Source organism: Phreatobacter aquiterrae (assembly GCF_053471285.1).
Map to the genome: position 1 here is coordinate 152,953 of NZ_JBJPHW010000005.1, position 16,055 is coordinate 169,007.

The 16,055-nt window shown below is 68.5% G+C and carries 11 protein-coding genes; 7 read left to right on the top strand and 4 right to left on the bottom strand.

What is annotated here, in order from left to right; translation table 11 throughout:
- The first annotated feature begins 14 nt into the window (after positions 1–14).
- Complete coding sequence (locus ACJ4V0_RS09775; protein ID WP_448299389.1) at positions 15–989, top strand: threonine ammonia-lyase; 975 nt, start codon at positions 15–17, stop codon at positions 987–989.
- A gap of 36 nt (positions 990–1,025) precedes the next feature.
- On the opposite strand, the gene ACJ4V0_RS09780 is transcribed toward ACJ4V0_RS09775, so the two are convergent.
- Positions 1,026–2,021: a hypothetical protein gene (locus ACJ4V0_RS09780; protein ID WP_448299390.1), complete on the bottom strand. Its 996-nt coding sequence runs from the start codon at positions 2,019–2,021 to the stop codon at positions 1,026–1,028.
- A gap of 77 nt (positions 2,022–2,098) precedes the next feature.
- Here ACJ4V0_RS09780 and ACJ4V0_RS09785 point away from each other — a divergent pair, with 77 nt between their 5' ends.
- The gene (locus tag ACJ4V0_RS09785; protein WP_448299391.1) at positions 2,099–3,301 is read left to right on the top strand and encodes an MFS transporter; all 1,203 of its coding nucleotides are present in this window, start codon (positions 2,099–2,101) and stop codon (positions 3,299–3,301) included.
- Between the two features lie 55 nt (positions 3,302–3,356).
- Positions 3,357–3,731, top strand: a complete 375-nt coding sequence (locus tag ACJ4V0_RS09790; RefSeq protein WP_448299392.1) for a hypothetical protein — start codon at positions 3,357–3,359, stop codon at positions 3,729–3,731.
- 24 nt (positions 3,732–3,755) lie between these two features.
- On the opposite strand, the gene dgcA is transcribed toward ACJ4V0_RS09790, so the two are convergent.
- Positions 3,756–4,739 carry an N-acetyl-D-Glu racemase DgcA gene (dgcA, locus tag ACJ4V0_RS09795; protein ID WP_448299393.1) on the bottom strand — a complete coding sequence of 328 codons (984 nt, stop codon included), beginning with the start codon at positions 4,737–4,739 and terminating at the stop codon, positions 3,756–3,758.
- 13 nt (positions 4,740–4,752) lie between these two features.
- A complete protein-coding gene (gene dgcN, locus ACJ4V0_RS09800; protein WP_448299394.1) occupies positions 4,753–5,808 on the bottom strand; it encodes an N-acetyltransferase DgcN in 1,056 nt (351 codons plus the stop codon).
- 126 nt (positions 5,809–5,934) lie between these two features.
- Here dgcN and ACJ4V0_RS09805 point away from each other — a divergent pair, with 126 nt between their 5' ends.
- Genes ACJ4V0_RS09805 through ACJ4V0_RS09820 form a run of 4 tightly spaced genes read left to right on the top strand, consistent with a single transcriptional unit; the run spans position 5,935 to position 9,886 of the window.
- Entirely contained in the window at positions 5,935–7,089 is a 1,155-nt protein-coding gene (locus ACJ4V0_RS09805) for an MlaE family lipid ABC transporter permease subunit (RefSeq protein WP_448299395.1), read from the top strand.
- 16 nt (positions 7,090–7,105) lie between these two features.
- On the top strand, positions 7,106–7,885 hold the full coding sequence (locus tag ACJ4V0_RS09810; protein ID WP_448299396.1) for an ABC transporter ATP-binding protein: 780 nt from the start codon (positions 7,106–7,108) through the stop codon (positions 7,883–7,885).
- An 18-nt stretch (positions 7,886–7,903) separates the two neighbouring features.
- The gene (locus ACJ4V0_RS09815) at positions 7,904–9,241 is read left to right on the top strand and encodes an MCE family protein (RefSeq protein ID WP_448299397.1); all 1,338 of its coding nucleotides are present in this window, start codon (positions 7,904–7,906) and stop codon (positions 9,239–9,241) included.
- A 21-nt stretch (positions 9,242–9,262) separates the two neighbouring features.
- Entirely contained in the window at positions 9,263–9,886 is a 624-nt protein-coding gene (locus tag ACJ4V0_RS09820) for an ABC-type transport auxiliary lipoprotein family protein (protein WP_448299398.1), read from the top strand.
- A 91-nt stretch (positions 9,887–9,977) separates the two neighbouring features.
- On the opposite strand, the gene ACJ4V0_RS09825 is transcribed toward ACJ4V0_RS09820, so the two are convergent.
- Positions 9,978–16,040 carry an apolipoprotein A-IV repeat region-like domain-containing protein gene (locus ACJ4V0_RS09825; RefSeq protein ID WP_448299399.1) on the bottom strand — a complete coding sequence of 2,021 codons (6,063 nt, stop codon included), beginning with the start codon at positions 16,038–16,040 and terminating at the stop codon, positions 9,978–9,980.
- Between the last annotated feature and the right edge of the window lie 15 nt (positions 16,041–16,055).

The following is a 16,055-nucleotide window of genomic DNA, read 5'->3' on the forward strand; positions in this document are numbered from 1 at the left end:
GCGAGGAGACCCCCATGCCCGTGCTGCCGACCGCCGCCGACGTCGCCGATGCCGCAAGCCTGATCGCGGGGGTTGCGCGCCGTACGCCGCTGCTCACCTCGCACGAGCTCGACGCGCTGACCGGGGCCCGCGTCTTCCTGAAGGCGGAATCGCTGCAGCGGACCGGCTCGTTCAAGTTCCGCGGCGCCTACAACCGGCTGGCGCGAATCCCCGAGGACCGCAAGGCCATCGGCGTCGTGGCGATGTCGTCGGGCAACCATGCGCAGGGCGTCGCCACCGCCGCCCAGTTGCTCGGCATCCGCGCCACCATCCTGATGCCGAAGGACTCCCCCGTGCTGAAGCGCGAGCGCACGGCGGCCGCCGGCGCCGAGCTGGTGCTGTTCGACCGCGAGAAGGACGACCGCGAGGCCATGGCGAAGTCCATTGCCGAGGAGCGCGGGGCCATCGTCGTGCCGCCCTATGACGATTTCCACATCATGGCGGGGCAGGGCACGGCCGGCCGCGAGATCATGGAAGACCTCGGCGCGAAGGGGCTTGCCCCCGACACCGTCCTCGTCTGCTGCTCGGGTGGCGGGCTCCTCGCCGGCGTCGCGCTGGCCGTCCACGAGAAGGCGCCCGCGGCGAAGATCTATTCGGTGGAGCCGGAGGGTTTCGACGATCACGCCCGGTCCTTCGCCACCGGCGAGCGGGTTGCCAACGACCGCCGCGCCGGCTCGCTCTGCGACGGGCTGCTGGCCGCCATGCCCGGCGAACTGACCTTCGCGGTGAACAAGCCGCATGTCGCCGGTGGACTGGTGGTCACCGAGGACGAGGTTAAGCGGGCGGTGGCCTTCGCCTTCCGCGAGCTCAAGCTGGTGGTCGAGCCGTCGGGGGCGGTGCCGCTGGCCGCGCTGCTGGCCGGCAAGCTCGACGTGAAAGGGCAGGTCGTGGCGGCGCTGATCTCGGGCGGCAATGTCGATCCGGCGCTCTTCGCCGAACTGATCGCCTGAACGCCAGACAGAGCGGCCTTCAGGAGGCGCTGACGCTCAACTCGTCAGCGCCACCTTCTCCACGAAGCTCAGCTTCTCGATATCCTCGATTCCGGGATGGGTGGGGGCAAGCGGCGCGCCCGCATCCCGCGGCCGGCGCGGCGTCTCTGCGAGCGGCGTCTCGGCTGTCGACAGCGCGGCCGCGGCGGTCGCCCGGGCGGTGACCGGCACGTCTTCGACCAACCTGTGGATGACCGGCGGCAGCGGCTCGGGCTCCACCAGGACGGCCTCGTCCTCAACCGCCGCCGGCGCGGCATCGGCGAAGAGGCCATCGTCCAGCATCATGTCGACGTCGTCCTGCACCAGCCCCTCGCCGGGCTTCGCCGGACCGTTGAGCAGCGAGGCCTCGGGCTTCTCGGCGACCGGCGGCGGGGCCGCAGCGACGCCGGACTCGCCCCAGATCGCCATCATCGAATCGATGCGGTCCTCGAGGAAGCGCAGCACGCCGATGACCTTGCGCGTCCGCTGGCCGGTAATGTCCTGGAACGAGCAGGCCGTGTAGATGTCGGTTGTCTTGGTGTCGATGAGGTCGCAGACCTCGCCCTCGGCGCCCATCTCGCGCAGCGTCCAGGCGATCTCCTGGATGGTCTCCGCCGCGCTCAGGATGTCGCCGGTCGCCGTCGCGGTGGCCTGCACGATGGCGTCGAGCTCGACGGAGGCATCCTCGAAATGGCCTGACCCCGCATCGGCGCCTTCCGGCTTGATCGCGGCGATCTCCGCCTTCGTCCGGGCGATGGCCAGCGCCATCTCGCGGATGTCCATCCGCACGCGCTCGATGTCCGGAGAGGTGCGCGGCGCGGCGACCGCGCTTTCCAGACGCCCGATCGCGTCGAGCACCGTCACGGTGTCGGCGTGGCGGTTGCGCCGCGCATATTCCGCCAGGAACCAGCGCCCGCGCGCCGTTTCCATCACGGCCTGCTCGATGGCGCCATAGTCGGCATCGGCGAGGGACACGGGCGTCAGCCGTGACGGGGGCGTGATGTCGTCGGTCATCCGTCAGTCCGCTCTCGCAGGATGGATCGCCACCGTCTAGAAGAAGGAGCGGCAGGCGATTCTCCCCCGAAATCTTAATGGTTCGTCACCCTTCCACCAAATCGGATGATTCCAAGCTGTTCGCAACACGGCTCGCGCTGTTCTACGCGGCCCTGTTCATCGGTTTCGGGCTGCATCAGCCATTCTTTCCGGTCTGGCTGAAGGCCAAGGGGCTCAGCGACGGTCAGGTCGGCGCGATCCTGGCGGGTGGCCAGTTGATCCGCCTCGTGGCGACACCAGTGGTGACCTATCTCGCCGACCGGGCCGGCATCCTGTCCTACGCCATCGTCATCTGCTGCTTCGCCACGGCCATCGCCTTCATCGGCGTCGGGCTCGCGAACAGCTTCACGATGATCCTCATCGGCGTCGTCATCACCGGCCTCGTATGGAGCCCGCTGGTGCCGCTGGTCGATGCCTACGGGCTCGCAGGGGTCGCCAGGCGCACCCTCGACTACGGGCGCATCCGGGTCTGGGGCTCGGTGGCCTTCATGGCCGCCAACATCGTCGGCGGCATCGTCCTCACCGTCATCGCGCCCGACTACATCGTCTGGATGATCTGGGCGAGCCTCGTTCCGCTTGCCATCGCCTCGGTCATGCTCGTCCACGACCGCGCCGACAGATCGGTCGCCCCCTCGGGGCCGGGCTTCTTCAACAGGCGCTTCGTGCTGATCATGATCGCCGCGGCGCTGCTGCAGGCGAGCCACGCGGTCTATTACGGCTTCGCCTCCATCCACTGGAAGGCGATCGGCTATTCCGGCTTCACGGTCGGCATGCTCTGGGCCATCGCGGTGCTGGCCGAGATCGTCATGTTCTGGGTCGCGACCCGCTTCACCCGCGACTGGCGGCCGACGACCTTCCTGCTGATCGGCGGCGCGGGTGGCCTCCTGCGCTGGCTTCTGATGGCGCTCGATCCGCCGCTGTGGATCAACGGACCGCTGCAGCTTCTCCATGCCGCAGGCTTCGGCCTCGTCCACCTCGGCACCATGTCCTATCTCGCCGCGCGACTTCCCGCCCACCAGCGCGCCAGCGGCCAGGGCACGGTGTCTGTCGCCATCGGCGGCGCCATGGCGCTGTCGACGCTGATCGCCGGCTATCTCTATGCCCGCGTCGGTGTCTCCGCCTTCCTTGCCATGGCGGCGCTCTGCGGCGCCGGGCTCGTCGTCACCGCGGTGGCGCGCTCCATGCCGGTGCCGCGGCCGGCCGTCCCTGCTCAGCCCCAGAGCGAGGGCGTCGGCGGATAGACGGTGGCGCCTCGGCGAGCGATGACTGCGGCCATAGCAGATTGTGGAGGAGTGGATGACCTTCGTCTATTACCACCGCGATTTCTCGGCAATTTGCAGCGCCCTTGGTGCCCAGAATCTCAAGGTCTGGCGGCAATCTGTATCCGGGGTCGATGCGCCAGAGCCTGCAAGCATCGATGATATCGCCAATATGATGCAGCAATCAGAGGTCCTTTGGGGCACAGCCCTTCCATGGTATCTCGTGGCGTCGAAGACCGATCAGTTGAGTTGTTCGCTGGAAGGAGCCGTTTCTCAGATTGGCGAAGGTGACCTAACCACAGTTCTCTTTGTTGCTTATCAGGATGGAGGACTGATCTCTGTTTCGGCTGTGGCCCAGCCCTTTCACCAGAACGCTGTACCGGCGTCCTGGTGGAGGCCATGGTCTTCATAACACCTGACGCCCCGCCGTCCCCGCTCAGCCCCAGAGCGAGGGCGTCGGCGGATAGACGGTGGCCCCGTCGTAGCGCAGGCCCTCGGGCCGGTCCTCGCGCAGAAGCAGCGGTCCGTCGAGATCGACGAGGAAGGCCTTCTGCGCGATCAGGGTGGCCGGCGCCATCGACAGCGACGTGCCGAGCATGCAGCCGGTCATGATCTTCAGGCCGAGCTTCTCCGCCTCGGCGACGAGAAGGAACGCCTCGGTCAGGCCGCCGGTCTTGTCGAGCTTGACGTTGATCGCGTCGTACTTGCCGGCCAGCTTCGCCAGCGAGGGGCGGTCGTGGACGCTCTCGTCGGCGCAGATCGGGATCGGCCGGCGCACACGGCGCAGGGCCTCGTCGTCAGAGGCAGGCAGGGGCTGCTCGACCAGGGCGATGCGGAACCGCTCGCAGACCGCGAGGTTCGCCTCGAGATTGGCCGGCGTCCAGCCCTCGTTGGCGTCGATCACCAGCGTCGCCTCGGGAACCGCGGCGCGAATCGCCGCAAGCCGGTCGGCGTCGCCGTCGCCGCCGAGCTTGATCTTGAGGTGCGGACGGCCGCAGCTCTTCGCCTGTTCCGCCATCTCCTCCGGCGAGGACAGCGAGATCGTATAGACCGTCGTGAGCGGCTTCGGCGCCGGCAGACCGGCGAGTTCCCACGCCCGCTTGCCGGTACGCTTCGCCTCGAGGTCCCACAGCGCGCAGTCGACCGCGTTGCGCGCCGCGCCCGCCTTCATGGCGGTCAGCAGGCCCTGGCGGTCGAGGCCGGTGCCGAGCGCCTCCACCATGGCCTCGATGTCGGCGGCGACTCCATCGACAGATTCGCCGTAGCGCGGGTAGGGCACGCATTCGGCACGGCCGATCGCCGCCCCCTCGCGGATTTCGCACACCACCACCACCGCCTCGGTCCGTGAACCCCGGGAGATGGTGAAGGTGCCGGCGATGGGCCAGCGTTCGGTGCGGACGGTGAGCTCGCGCGACGGCATGGTTCGGGCGTCCTCAGTTCACTTTCCGGGAGGCCTTGGCCTTCTTCGGCTTCGGCTCCGGCTCGCCGTAGAGCTCGGCGAGAGCGTCCACCAGAGGCTCGACGCCGAAGCGCACGGGATCGGTCGCCGGCAGCTCGTATTCCCGCGACAGGCGGTCGAGATAGGTGAAGGCCTGGTCCTCGGAGAGGTGCTCGGTGTTGATCGACAGGCCGGTGCAGATGATCGCCGGGTTGGTCAGGCGGCCGAGATTGACCGTCTGCTCGATCACCTCGTCGATGGACGGCAGGGGCGTGTGCACGCCACGCATCGTGCGCCGCGTCGGCTCGTGGCAGACGATGAAGGCGTCCGGCTGGGCGCCGTGCAGGAGGCCGAGCGTCACGCCGGCGAAGGAGGGGTGGAACAGCGAGCCCTGGCCCTCCACCACGTCCCAGTGCAGCGGATCGGCAGCCGGGGTGAGCCATTCGGCGGCACCCGCGATGAAGTCGGCGACCACCGCGTCGACGGCGACGCCGCGGCCGGAGATGAAGATGCCGGTCTGGCCGGTGGCCCGGAAATCGGCGTCGAAGCCGCGATCGCGCATGCCCTTTTCCATGGCCAGCGCCGTGTATTTCTTGCCCACGGAGCAGTCGGTGCCGACCATCAGCAGGCGCTTGCCGGACCTCAGGCCGCCCTTGCCGGTGGCGAAGGTCTGCGTCGGGTGGCGCACGTCGTGGAGCTGGCACCCGTGCTTCTTGGCGGCGGCCGCGATCTTCGGAATGTCCGACAGTTTCGCGTGCAGGCCGGTCGCGATGTCCATGCCGGCCTCGATCGCCTCGACGATGCTGGTGATCCAGTGGTCCGGCAGCACGCCGCCGGCGTTGACGACGCCGACCACCAGCGTCTTCGCACCGGCTTTGGCGCCCTGGGCGATCGACAGGTCCTTCAGGCCGGTATCGGCCTTGCAGCCGTCCAGGCGCACCTGCCCGACGCACCAGTCGCGGCGCCAGTCGACGATGCCCTGCGCCGTCTTGGCGGCGAGCTGGTCGTGGACGTCCCCGAGGAAGAGGAGATAGGGCTTGGCGAGTTCCATGTGACGGCCTGTATCGGAAAGGGAAGAGGTGCGGCGACCTCGACGGCGCCGGGCGGCTCCTTTATGGAGAGAGCGAGCGCGCGTGCCAAGCCGGGCCGGCGCATGCGTCTTATCGAAATTCGCGCCGTGAGCGGGAAGAGCCTCGTGCCTGAAGCCCAGTTGGCGAGCAGAGTGGACGGCAGCCGGCTGACGGTCGCGCTTGCCGGCAACTGGACGGCGGAGACCGCAGGCGCCATCGAGCCCGAGGTCGCGCGCCTGATTGCCGAAGGCGGTTCTCCGGCGGCGGTCCTTCTCGATTTCTCGCGCGTCGAGCGCCTCGACACCCTCGGCGGCACGCTGGTGCGCGGCATCGAGATGGCCTTTGGCGCGCGCGGGGTGCCGGTCGAGCGCGCCGGACTGTCGCCCGTATCCGCCGCCATCTACGCGGAGATCGTCGAAGGGCTCGCGGCGCCCGCTCCGCCGCCGCCGAAGGCGAAGCCTGCCATCATCCAGGGCCTCGACGCGGTCGGCAGTCAGGCGCTGGAGGCCTGGCGCGACCTGGTGGCTCTCGTCTCCTTCTTCGGCGAGGTCGTGGCGGCGGCCGGATTGGTCTTCAGCGGCCGTGGCCGCCTTCGCCTCGCCGCCATCGTGAACCAGCTCGATCACGTCGCCTTCCGCGCGGTGCCGATCATGGCGCTCATCACCTTCCTGATCGGCGGCATCATCGCCCAGCAGGGCATCTTCTTCTTCCGCGATTTCGGCGCCGACACCTATGTCGTCGACCTCGTCTCGATCCTGACCCTGCGCGAGATCGGCGTGCTGATCGTCTCCATCATGGTGGCGGGGCGCACGGGCTCGGCCTTCACGGCCGAGATCGGATCGATGAAGATGCGCGAGGAGATCGACGCGCTGAAGGTGATGGGGCTCAACCCGGTCGAGGTGCTGGTCCTGCCGCGCCTCATCGCGCTGATCATCGGCCTGCCTCTGCTCACCTTCGTCGGCGACATTGCGGCGATCACGGGTGGCGCGATGGTGGCGCAGTTCTACGGCCAGATCCCCATCGACATCTTCTTCACCCGCATGCAGGAAGAGGTCTCCCAGCGCCACATCTGGGTTGGCCTCGCCAAGGCGCCCTTCATGGCGCTGATCATCGGTCTCGTCGCCTGCATCGAGGGCATGCGGGTGAAGGGTTCGGCGGAAAGCCTCGGCCAGCAGACCACGGCCTCCGTGGTCAAGGCGATCTTCCTCGTGATCGTGGTCGATGGCCTTTTCGCCATCTTCTTCGCGTCTCTGGGCTACTGACGGCGGGGAGACGGGCGTGGCGGGCTATGCGGCGGGCGAGGTGATCATCAGCGTGCGGGACGTCGCCATCGGTTTCGGCGAACGTCTCGTCATCGACGGGCTCGACCTCGACGTCCATGCCGGCGAGATCCTCGGCGTCGTCGGCGGCTCGGGCACCGGCAAGTCGGTTCTGACCCGCTGCATCCTCGGCCTGGTGCCGAAACGCCGCGGCAAGATCATCGTCTTCGACCAGGATCTCGACGCCATCTCGCCGGCCGAGCACAAGGCGATCGAGCGCCGCTGGGGCGTCCTGTTCCAGCACGGCGCGCTGTTCTCCTCGCTGACGGTGAAGCAGAACATCCAGGTGCCTCTGCGCGAATACCTGGGCCTGTCGGAACCGCTGATGGAAGAGATCGCCCGGCTGAAGATCGCTATGGTGGGACTGTCGCCGGATGCCGCCGAAAAGTACCCGTCCGAACTGTCGGGCGGCATGATCAAGCGCGCGGCGCTGGCCCGGGCGCTGGCGCTCGATCCGGAAATCGTCTTCCTCGACGAGCCGACCTCCGGGCTCGATCCGATCGGCGCCGAGGAGTTCGACACGCTGATCCGCACCCTGCGCGACACGCTGGGGTTGACCGTGTATATGGTCACCCACGACCTCGATAGTCTGGCGCGAATCTGCGATCGAATCGCAGCGCTCGCCGACGGCAAGGTCATCGCGTCGGGAACGATGGCGGACATGCTCCGTCATCCGCATCCCTGGCTGCGGAAATATTTCGGAGGCGAGCGCGCTCGCGCCGCCGGGGTCAAAGCGTGAGGATGTGAGCCGAAGCGCATGGAGACCAAAGCCAATACCACGCTGATCGGTCTGTTCACGCTGGGGGTCCTGGCGGCGTTCGGCCTGTTCCTGTGGTGGTTCCTGCGCGTCGGCGACAGCACCAACCGCGAGGACTACCGCATCGTCTTCACCGGCCCGGTCGGCGGGCTTCGCACCGGCTCGGCCGTTTTCTTCAACGGTATCCGCAAGGGCGAGGTCCGCAATATCGGCATCGATCCGGCCGATCCGCGCAAGGTGGTCGCCGTCGTCTCCCTGCAGCAGGGTACGCCGGTGTCGAGCGCCACCCGCGCCAATCTGAACGTCCAGCTTCTCTCCGGCATCGCCTCGGTCGGTCTCGTCAACGGCCCCGATCCGGCCCAGCCGCTGACCCGCTCGGCCGGAGCGCCGCCGCCGCAGATCGGGCCCGACGTGCCCGGCGGCTCCGACATCATGTCCGGCGCGCAGCAGACCATGAACACGCTGAATGGGCTCGTGCAGCGCCTCGACGAGGTCATCGCCAACGGCTCCGGCTCGTTCCAGCGCAGCCTCGAGAACGTCGAGAAGTTCACCGCCGCTCTCGGCGACAACACCGACAACGTGCGCAGCTTCCTCAGCGAGACCGGCGAGGCGGCCAAACAGATCGCCGCCCTGGCGCAGCGTCTCGATCGCGTCACCACCCAGGTCGAATCGATGATGGAGGGATCCCAGCCGGGCCGGATCAGCTCCATCCTGAAAAATATCGACGAACTGAGCGGCGGCCTGAACGCTCAGAACCAGAACTTCGCCGACCTCATTCGAGACGCGCGTCAGGCTGCGACCTCGCTGACCCAGACGCTGGGAACGGTCAACGAAGTGGCGACGACCTTCGACGTGCGCGCCCTCAACCGAACTCTGGCCGGCGCCGATCGGGTGATCCAGGCGCTCGACAGCGAGCGGATCGGCCGGGCCATGGCCAACATCGACCGCTTCACTCAGGCGCTGGGTGAGAATTCCGCCAATGTCGACCTGCTGCTGAAGAACGCCAGCGAGGTCTCCGGCAAGCTGAACACCATGGCGGACCGTCTCGACAATCTCCTGAAGGGCTTTGCCGGCGACGGAACGAACAACATGTTCGCCGAGTTTACTGCGACGGCGCGGTCCGTGCGGACTCTCGCCGAGCGGCTCGACACCCGCACGGCGCAACTGACGACCTCCATCTCCGGCTTCACGGATCGGACGATCCGCGATATTCAGTCCCTGTCGGCCGACGGCCGGCGTACGCTGTCGGAACTGGAACGGACGTTGCGTTCACTGGAACGCAATCCGCAGAGGTTCATCTTCGGCGGATCGGGCGTGCCCGAATACAATCGCCGCTAGGGCGGAAGTGAAGGTTCGGGCGTGCAGGACAATCATTCGGGATCGCGATCGGCACAGACGAGGCGTCAGGCGACGTTCGCGATTCTGGGAGCGTCGCTGACCCTGGCCGGCTGCGCCTCGACGAGCAGCACGCCGCGCGCCTATGACATCGTCGCGCCCTCGACCTTCCCGGTGCGGGCAGGCGCGGTGCGCGGCCAGTTGCTGGTGGTCGAGCCGAAGGCCATCGCCAGCCTCGACACCGAGCGCATCGCTGTGCGCGGGCAGGGCGGCGCCTATTCCTATCTGTCCGACGGCGCCTGGGCCGACCGCCTGCCGAAGCTGCTGCAGGCCCGCATCATCCAGGCCTTCGAGAACGCCAGCCGGCTGCGGTCCGTGGGCCGACCCGGTGACCGTCTCGCCTCGGACTGGCAGTTGCTGGCCGACATCCGCGCCTTCGAGGTTGTCGCGACCGGGACCACCGAGGTGGTGGTGGACATGTCGGTCAAGCTGGTCAACGACCGGTCGGGCCGTATCCTCGCCGGCCGGATCTTTTCCGCGCGCGCGCCGGTCGCGGGCATCGACGCGGCCAATGTCGCTGTCGCCTTCAACACGGCCGTGCAGGCGATGCTGCGCGAGATCGTGCTCTGGGCCACCGCCCAGGTCTAGGGGCGGCGAAGCCCGCGGGTCTCCCTGGGTCCGGCCGAAAGAAAAGGGCGCCTCGCGGCGCCCTTTGTCATGTTTTGCCTCGTGAACCAGGTCAGTCGAACCGGCCGCTCGCATGCGCGAGCAGGGTGAAGACCTTGCCGGTTTCCGAGGTGAGGTAGGACCTCGACAGCGATCCGTCGCGATCGTTCCGATCGACATCGGCCAGCAGCCGCTGGAACTCGTCGACATAGCGGTCGACGGTGTCGCGGAACTCCGTGTCGCGGCGGTAGCGGCGACGCAGTTCGTCGAAGGTCTGCTGGCCCTGGGCGGTGTAGAGGCGGCGCGAGAAGACGTTGCGCTCGCCGCGGCGCCAGCGGTCCCACAGGTCGGCCACGGCCTCGTGATCGACCATCCGGGCGATGTCCGAGGACAGCGCATCGAGATTGTCGAGCGCAGCCGGCGCCGGGGCGCGGCGCTGGGCCGGACGCAGCGGCTGGCCGGTCTGCTCTTCTGTGGAGGCGCGGGCGAGAAGGTCCGACAGCCAGCCGCCGGAGCGGTCGGCAGTCTTCGGCCCTTCGGCCCGGGTGGGCGCTTCGCGGCGCGGTTCGACGGCCCGCGGTTCCGCTTGACGCGGTTCCGCGGCGCGCGGCTCGGGTGCGCGCGGACGGGGCGGCGCCTCGCGCACCGGCTCGGGCCTTGCCTCGGCCCGCGGCAGTTCGGCGACGGCGCTGCGCAGCGGCACCGGCGGCTCCTCGCGGGCTGGCCGGCGGGTGACCGCGGGGGAGGGCTCCGTCACGTCGAAGGCGCGGCCCGACTTGGCGACGATGTCGTTCAGTTCGGCGAGCGCCTTGATCTGCTCGGCGACGACACGGCGCATGGCCGCTGCGTTCTCCTGGGTCTCCTTCGGGATCTCGACCATGCCGCGCGACAGCTGGTCGCGGGTTTCGGCGAGTTCGCGCTGGATCTCCGAACTCATCGCCTTCATGCCCGTCGTCAGAGTCTCGAAACGCTCGGCAGCCTCGCGGAACAGCGCCTGCATCTCATGCGTCGCCTGCTCGTAGGCGGAGCGCATGGCATGCGTCGTGCGCTCGCGCTCCTTGCCGGTGGCGAGCCTCAGCGTCTCCGCCTGCTCGCCGATGGCATGGGTCGTCTGGTTCGTCGATTCGACGAGGACGCGGCCGATCTCGCGGGCGCGGCTCTCGGCGACGCCGAGATTGTCGTCCAGGAGGCCGGTGAAGCTCTTCACCAGGTTGTCCATGTCCTCGGTCTTCGAGGCGAGGTGACTGACGAGCGTCTCGATGACCTCGCGGCGCGCGTCGAACGAGGCGTCGAGGCGCTGCTGCATGTCCTCGACCTGTTCCGCCGCGGCGCCGAGCAGGCGGGCCTGGGCGTCGAAGCGCTCGGACAGCGAGGACACGTCCCGCAGCACCGTGCCGGCCGCGCTGGCGAGTTGGCTGATCTGTCCGTTCAGCATGCGCGTCGCGGTCTCGGCCGCCGACGAGGCGGTCTCGGCGGAGCTGGCGAACTGGCCGATGCGCTCGCCGAGCTGGTTGTTGAGGCTGGCGAGAGACGTCTCGGTCTGGCCCACCACCTCGCGCAGGGAACCATTGGTCTCACCGAGCCTGCCGAGCAGCCCCGCGAGTTCGCCGCGCAACTGGTCGTTCGTCTCCGTAAGCGCCTGGACCGACTCGCGGGTGCCGCTTTCCACCTGGCCGCGGAAGGCGTCCGAGCTCTCGGCGAGAATGCGGGCCGCCTGTTCGCTGGTGTCGGAGATGCCGCGGGTGACGTCGAGGCCGGTCTGCGACAGGGTGCGGGTGATCTCCGCGCCCTTCTGGCCGATGACCTCGGCGATCGCCGTGCCGCGGTTCTCCAGCGCGCGGACGACGATGTCGCCGACACGGCTGACCTCGGTCGTGACCTGCATGCCGTTGTCGCCGAGGCGCGTGACGAGGTCGTTGCCGCGCTCGTCGAGGAGGGTGGCGAGTTCCGCCGACCGCGCGCCGAGCACCGCGTTGATCTCGTTGACGCGGGTCGACAGGCCCTGCGTGATGTCGGTGGAGATGGTGGAAAGCGTGCGCTCCACCTCGTCGGCGTTGGCGCGCAGGGTCTGCGTCACCGCCTCGACCCGATCGGTGAGGGTCTCGGCAATGTGCGAGCCGCGGGCGTCGAGCGTCTGCGACACCGACTCCAGGCGGCCGACGACGACCTCCTCGAAGCGGGCGACGCGGGTGTCGAGCGTCTCGGCCACTTCCAGCGCCCGCCCGCCGAGGGTGCGGTTGATCTCGTCCGCCTTGTCCGACAGCGTCGCGGTGATGAGGTCGGACTTCGAGGTCAGCGTGTAGGTGACCTCGTCCGACTTCTCGGACAGCAGGCGCGTGATCTCGTCGGACTTGGTCGCCAGCGAATAGGCGACCTCTTCCGACTTCTCGGTCAGGAGGCGCGCGATCTCGCCCGACTTGGAGGCGAGGGTATAGGTCACGTCCGCCGACTTGTCCGACAGCGTGCGCGCAATGTCCTCCGACTTCATCGCCAGGTTCTGGGCGATGCTCTCGGACGTCGTTGCGAGGTTGTGGGCGATGAGGTCCGACTTGGTCGCAAGATCGCGCGCCATCTCGTCGGAGCGCGACGTCAGGTTGAACACGATCTGGTCCGACTTGTCGTTGAGCAGGCGTGCCAGCTCGTCCGACTTGGAGGTCAGGCTGTAGGCGATCTCTTCGGACTTGGACGAGAGGTTCGTGGAGATCTCATCCGACTTGGTCGCCAGATTGGTCGCGATCTCGTCCGACTTGGAGGCAAGATTGGTCGCGATCTCGTCCGACTTCGACGTCAGGGTCAGGGTGATCTCGTCGGACTTCGAGGTCAGGTTGTAGGTGATCTCGGCCGACTTGTTCTCCAGAGCCTCGGTCACCGCCTTGCCGCCCTCGCCGAGGACCTTGGCGAGTTCGAGCGTGCGGTTGGCCAGCGTCTCGTTGAAGGCCTGGGCGCGGGTGTCCAGCGCCTGGTCGATGCGGGCGAGGCGGCCGTCGAGGGCCTCGGTGATCTCGCCGGACTGCTGCGCCACCCGCTCGGCGAACTCGCGCGCGTCGCTGGCGATGCGGTCGGCAAGCGCGGTGCCCTTGCCGGCGATCGTCTCGTTCAGCGCACCGATATGGCCGGTGAGCTTGTGGTCGAGCAGGGCGGTGTGGTTGGCGACCTGCTCGGTCAGCATGGAGGCATGCGAGCCGACACGGCCCTCGAAATCGTTGGTGAGGCGGCCGACCGCGTCCTCGAGGTTCAGCGCATGGCGGCTGACCTGGTCTTCGAGGTTGGTAACATAGTGGGCGATGCGCCCCTCGAACGAGGAGCTGTGGCGGGCGATGGCCTCGTCGAGACCGGTCGCGTACTGCGAGACCTTGCCCTCGAACTGGCCGGCATGGCGCGCCATGGCCTCGTCGAAGGAGGAGGCATAGTGGCCAACACGGCCCTCGAAATGCGAGGTGTGGCGGACGATGGTGTCCTCCAGCCGGGTCGCATGCTCGCCGACGCGGGTGTCGAAGCCCGATGTGTAGCGGATGAAGGCGTCCTCCAGATTGGCCGCCTGTTCGCCGATCCGAGTCTCGAAGCCCGAGGTGTAGCGGATGAAGGCCTCCTCGAGGTTCGCCGCCTGTTGGCCGACGCGCATCTCGAAGCCGCTAGAATAGCGGTTGAAAGCGTCCTCCAGCCCGGCGGCGTGGGCGCCGATGCGGCTGTCGAAGCTCGACGTGTAGCGGAGGAAGGCGTCCTCAAGCCCGGCGGCCTGGGCGCCCATGCGGGTCTCGAAGCCGGAGGTGTAGCGGTTGAACGCGTCCTCCAGGCTGGTCGCATGAGAGGCGACGCGGTTTTCGAAGCCGGAAGTGTGGCGGTTGATGGCGTCGTCCAGCGCGATGACGTTCTGGGCGATGCGGGTGACAACGGCCTCGCCGTGCGCCGTGGCCGTCTCGCTCAGCGCGGCGGCGACACGCTGCATCTCTGTCGTCACGAACTCGCCGCGCGCGGCGAGCGCCTCGGTCACCTGGGAGCCGATGTCGCCGATCCGCTGCGTCAGGTCCGTGCCCTGGGTGGCGAAGGTCGACAGCACGTCGGTGCCGGCCAGTTCGATCTCCTCGCGCAGGTTGGCCGTGCGCTCGGAAATGGCGGTGGTGACGGTCTCGCTGGCGCGATGCAGGGCGAGTTGCACGTCCTGCGCCTTCTCGGTCAGGCTTTCGACGACCTGGATGCCGACGTCGCCGATGGCGTTCTTCGCCTCGGCGGTACGCTGCGTGATCGCCTCGGCGATGAGCTGGCCGGTGACGGCCAGGCGCTTGTCGAGCTCGTCGCCGTGGGTGGTGACGGTTTCGTGCAGCTTGTCGCCGGTCTCGGCGATGCGGTCGGCGAGGGCGCCGCCGCGCACGGTGATGGTCTCGGCGACGTAGGTGCCGGTGGAATCGAGCTTGTTGACGACCTCCGAGCCACGCTCGGTGAGTTCGCCGACGAGCCTCTCGCCTGTGTCGCGCAGGCGCGTGGAGACCTCGTTGCCGCGCAGCGACAGTTCGGAGACGAAGGCTTCGCCCGTCTCGCGCAGGGTCGAGGTGACCTCGCCGCCGCGCGTCGCCAGCTCATAGACCAGCGTCTCGGCGGTCGACTTCAGGACCGAGTTGACCTCGTTGCCGCGCGTCGAGAGTTCATAGACCAGGCTCTCGCCGGTATCCTTCAGGCGGCCGGTGACCTCGTTGCCGCGGCTGGACAGCTCGGCGATCAGGCTCTCGCCGGTATCGCGCAGGGTGGCGGAGACATACCCGCCGCGCTCGGACAGCTCGGTGATCAGCGTTTCGCCGGTGTCGCGCAGGGTCGAGGACACCTCGCCGCTGCGGGTTGCGAGTTCGGCGATCAGGGTCTCGCCGGTGGCCCGCAGGGTCTGCGAGACCTCGCCGGTGCGCGCCGACAGTTCGGCGACGAGGCTTTCGCCCGTCTCCTTCAGGCGCGCCGACACGTCGTCGGAACGGCTGGCGATGGCCTGGGTGATCTCGGTGCTGGTGGCGGCGAGATGGTTGGTCATCGCCGTGCCGGTTTCTGAAAGCTTGGCGGCCATGCTGGTGCCCGTCTCGGCCATGGTGACCGTGACGATGTTGCCGGTATCGGTCAGCACGGACGTCACCCGGTCGCCGGTGGTCGACAGCGCGCGGGTGACCTCGTCGCTGGTCGAGGCGAGGCGCTCGACGATGTCGGCGCCGCGCACCTGGATCTGGTCGATCATCGTGTCGCCGGCGCGGCCGAGCGCCATGGTGATGGCTTCAGCCTTCTCGCCGAGGGACGAGGTGACGCGCATGCCCGACTCGTCGATGCGGCGCGAGAGCTGCTCGCCGGCATCGGCGATCTGGCTCGCCACCTGCTCGTGGACGCCGGTGAGCGCGGTGCGGACGCGATCGGCATTGGAGACGATGGCCTCGCGCTGGGTAACGAGTTCCTCGATGAGTGCGCGCACGCGCAGTTCGTTGTCGCTGTAGGCGCGCTCCAGCGAGGCGACCTCGTTGTGGACCAGGGTCTCGAGTTCGCCGGCGCGCGCCAGGGCGCGCTCGACGCCATCGCCCATCGCCGCGACCTCGCGGCGGACGGCCTGACCGACCGAGACCACGGCCTCGCGGGCGACGGTCTCCGGCTCGGCGAGGCGCAGGGCGACCTCGCTCATGCCCTGGGCGACGATGCGCATCTCCTGCGAGCGGCGGATCAGCGCGCCCATGACGAAGAAGAAGAGCACCGGCAGGAAGGCCACGGCGGCGAAGGTCAGCGTGCCGGGCTCGGTGATGTCGGGCAGGGTCGAGCCGAACAGGCGCGAGCCGATATAGAGGGCGGCGCCCAACCAGGCGAGCGAGAGAAGGGCGGCGATCCACAGCGGCGCGGGCGAGGGGCGGCGCGACAGCCGCTCCAGCATCTGGGCGAGATCGCGGCGGTCGTCATTGGCCGGCGGCTGGGTCGGCGAAACCACCTGGTCGGCGCGGCGCGTGTCGGCGAAGAGGTCGTCGTCGACGCGCATCGCATCGCCCGACTGGCGGGGTGCGTCACGGCCGGTCGCCCGGGAGCCGCCCTTGCCCTGGTCCTCGTTGGCAAGGTTCAGCGCATCCTGAATGGCCGCGAGGGCCGCTTCGGCCGGATCCTGAGCCTTCTTCGGAGTGTTCGCCATGGTGTCGCCCGCATC

Bases quoted from the DNA above. Each gene is read 5' to 3' on its own strand.
- ACJ4V0_RS09790 (WP_448299392.1), top strand. From the start codon at position 3,357: ATGACCTTCGTCTATTACCACCGCGATTTCTCGGCAATTTGCAGCGCC.
- ACJ4V0_RS09780 (WP_448299390.1), bottom strand. From the start codon at position 2,021: ATGACCGACGACATCACGCCCCCGTCACGGCTGACGCCCGTGTCCCTC.
- dgcN (WP_448299394.1), bottom strand. From the start codon at position 5,808: ATGGAACTCGCCAAGCCCTATCTCCTCTTCCTCGGGGACGTCCACGAC.
- ACJ4V0_RS09825 (WP_448299399.1), bottom strand. From the start codon at position 16,040: ATGGCGAACACTCCGAAGAAGGCTCAGGATCCGGCCGAAGCGGCCCTC.
- ACJ4V0_RS09815 (WP_448299397.1), top strand. From the start codon at position 7,904: ATGGAGACCAAAGCCAATACCACGCTGATCGGTCTGTTCACGCTGGGG.
- ACJ4V0_RS09785 (WP_448299391.1), top strand. From the start codon at position 2,099: ATGGTTCGTCACCCTTCCACCAAATCGGATGATTCCAAGCTGTTCGCA.
- ACJ4V0_RS09775 (WP_448299389.1), top strand. From the start codon at position 15: ATGCCCGTGCTGCCGACCGCCGCCGACGTCGCCGATGCCGCAAGCCTG.
- dgcA (WP_448299393.1), bottom strand. From the start codon at position 4,739: ATGCCGTCGCGCGAGCTCACCGTCCGCACCGAACGCTGGCCCATCGCC.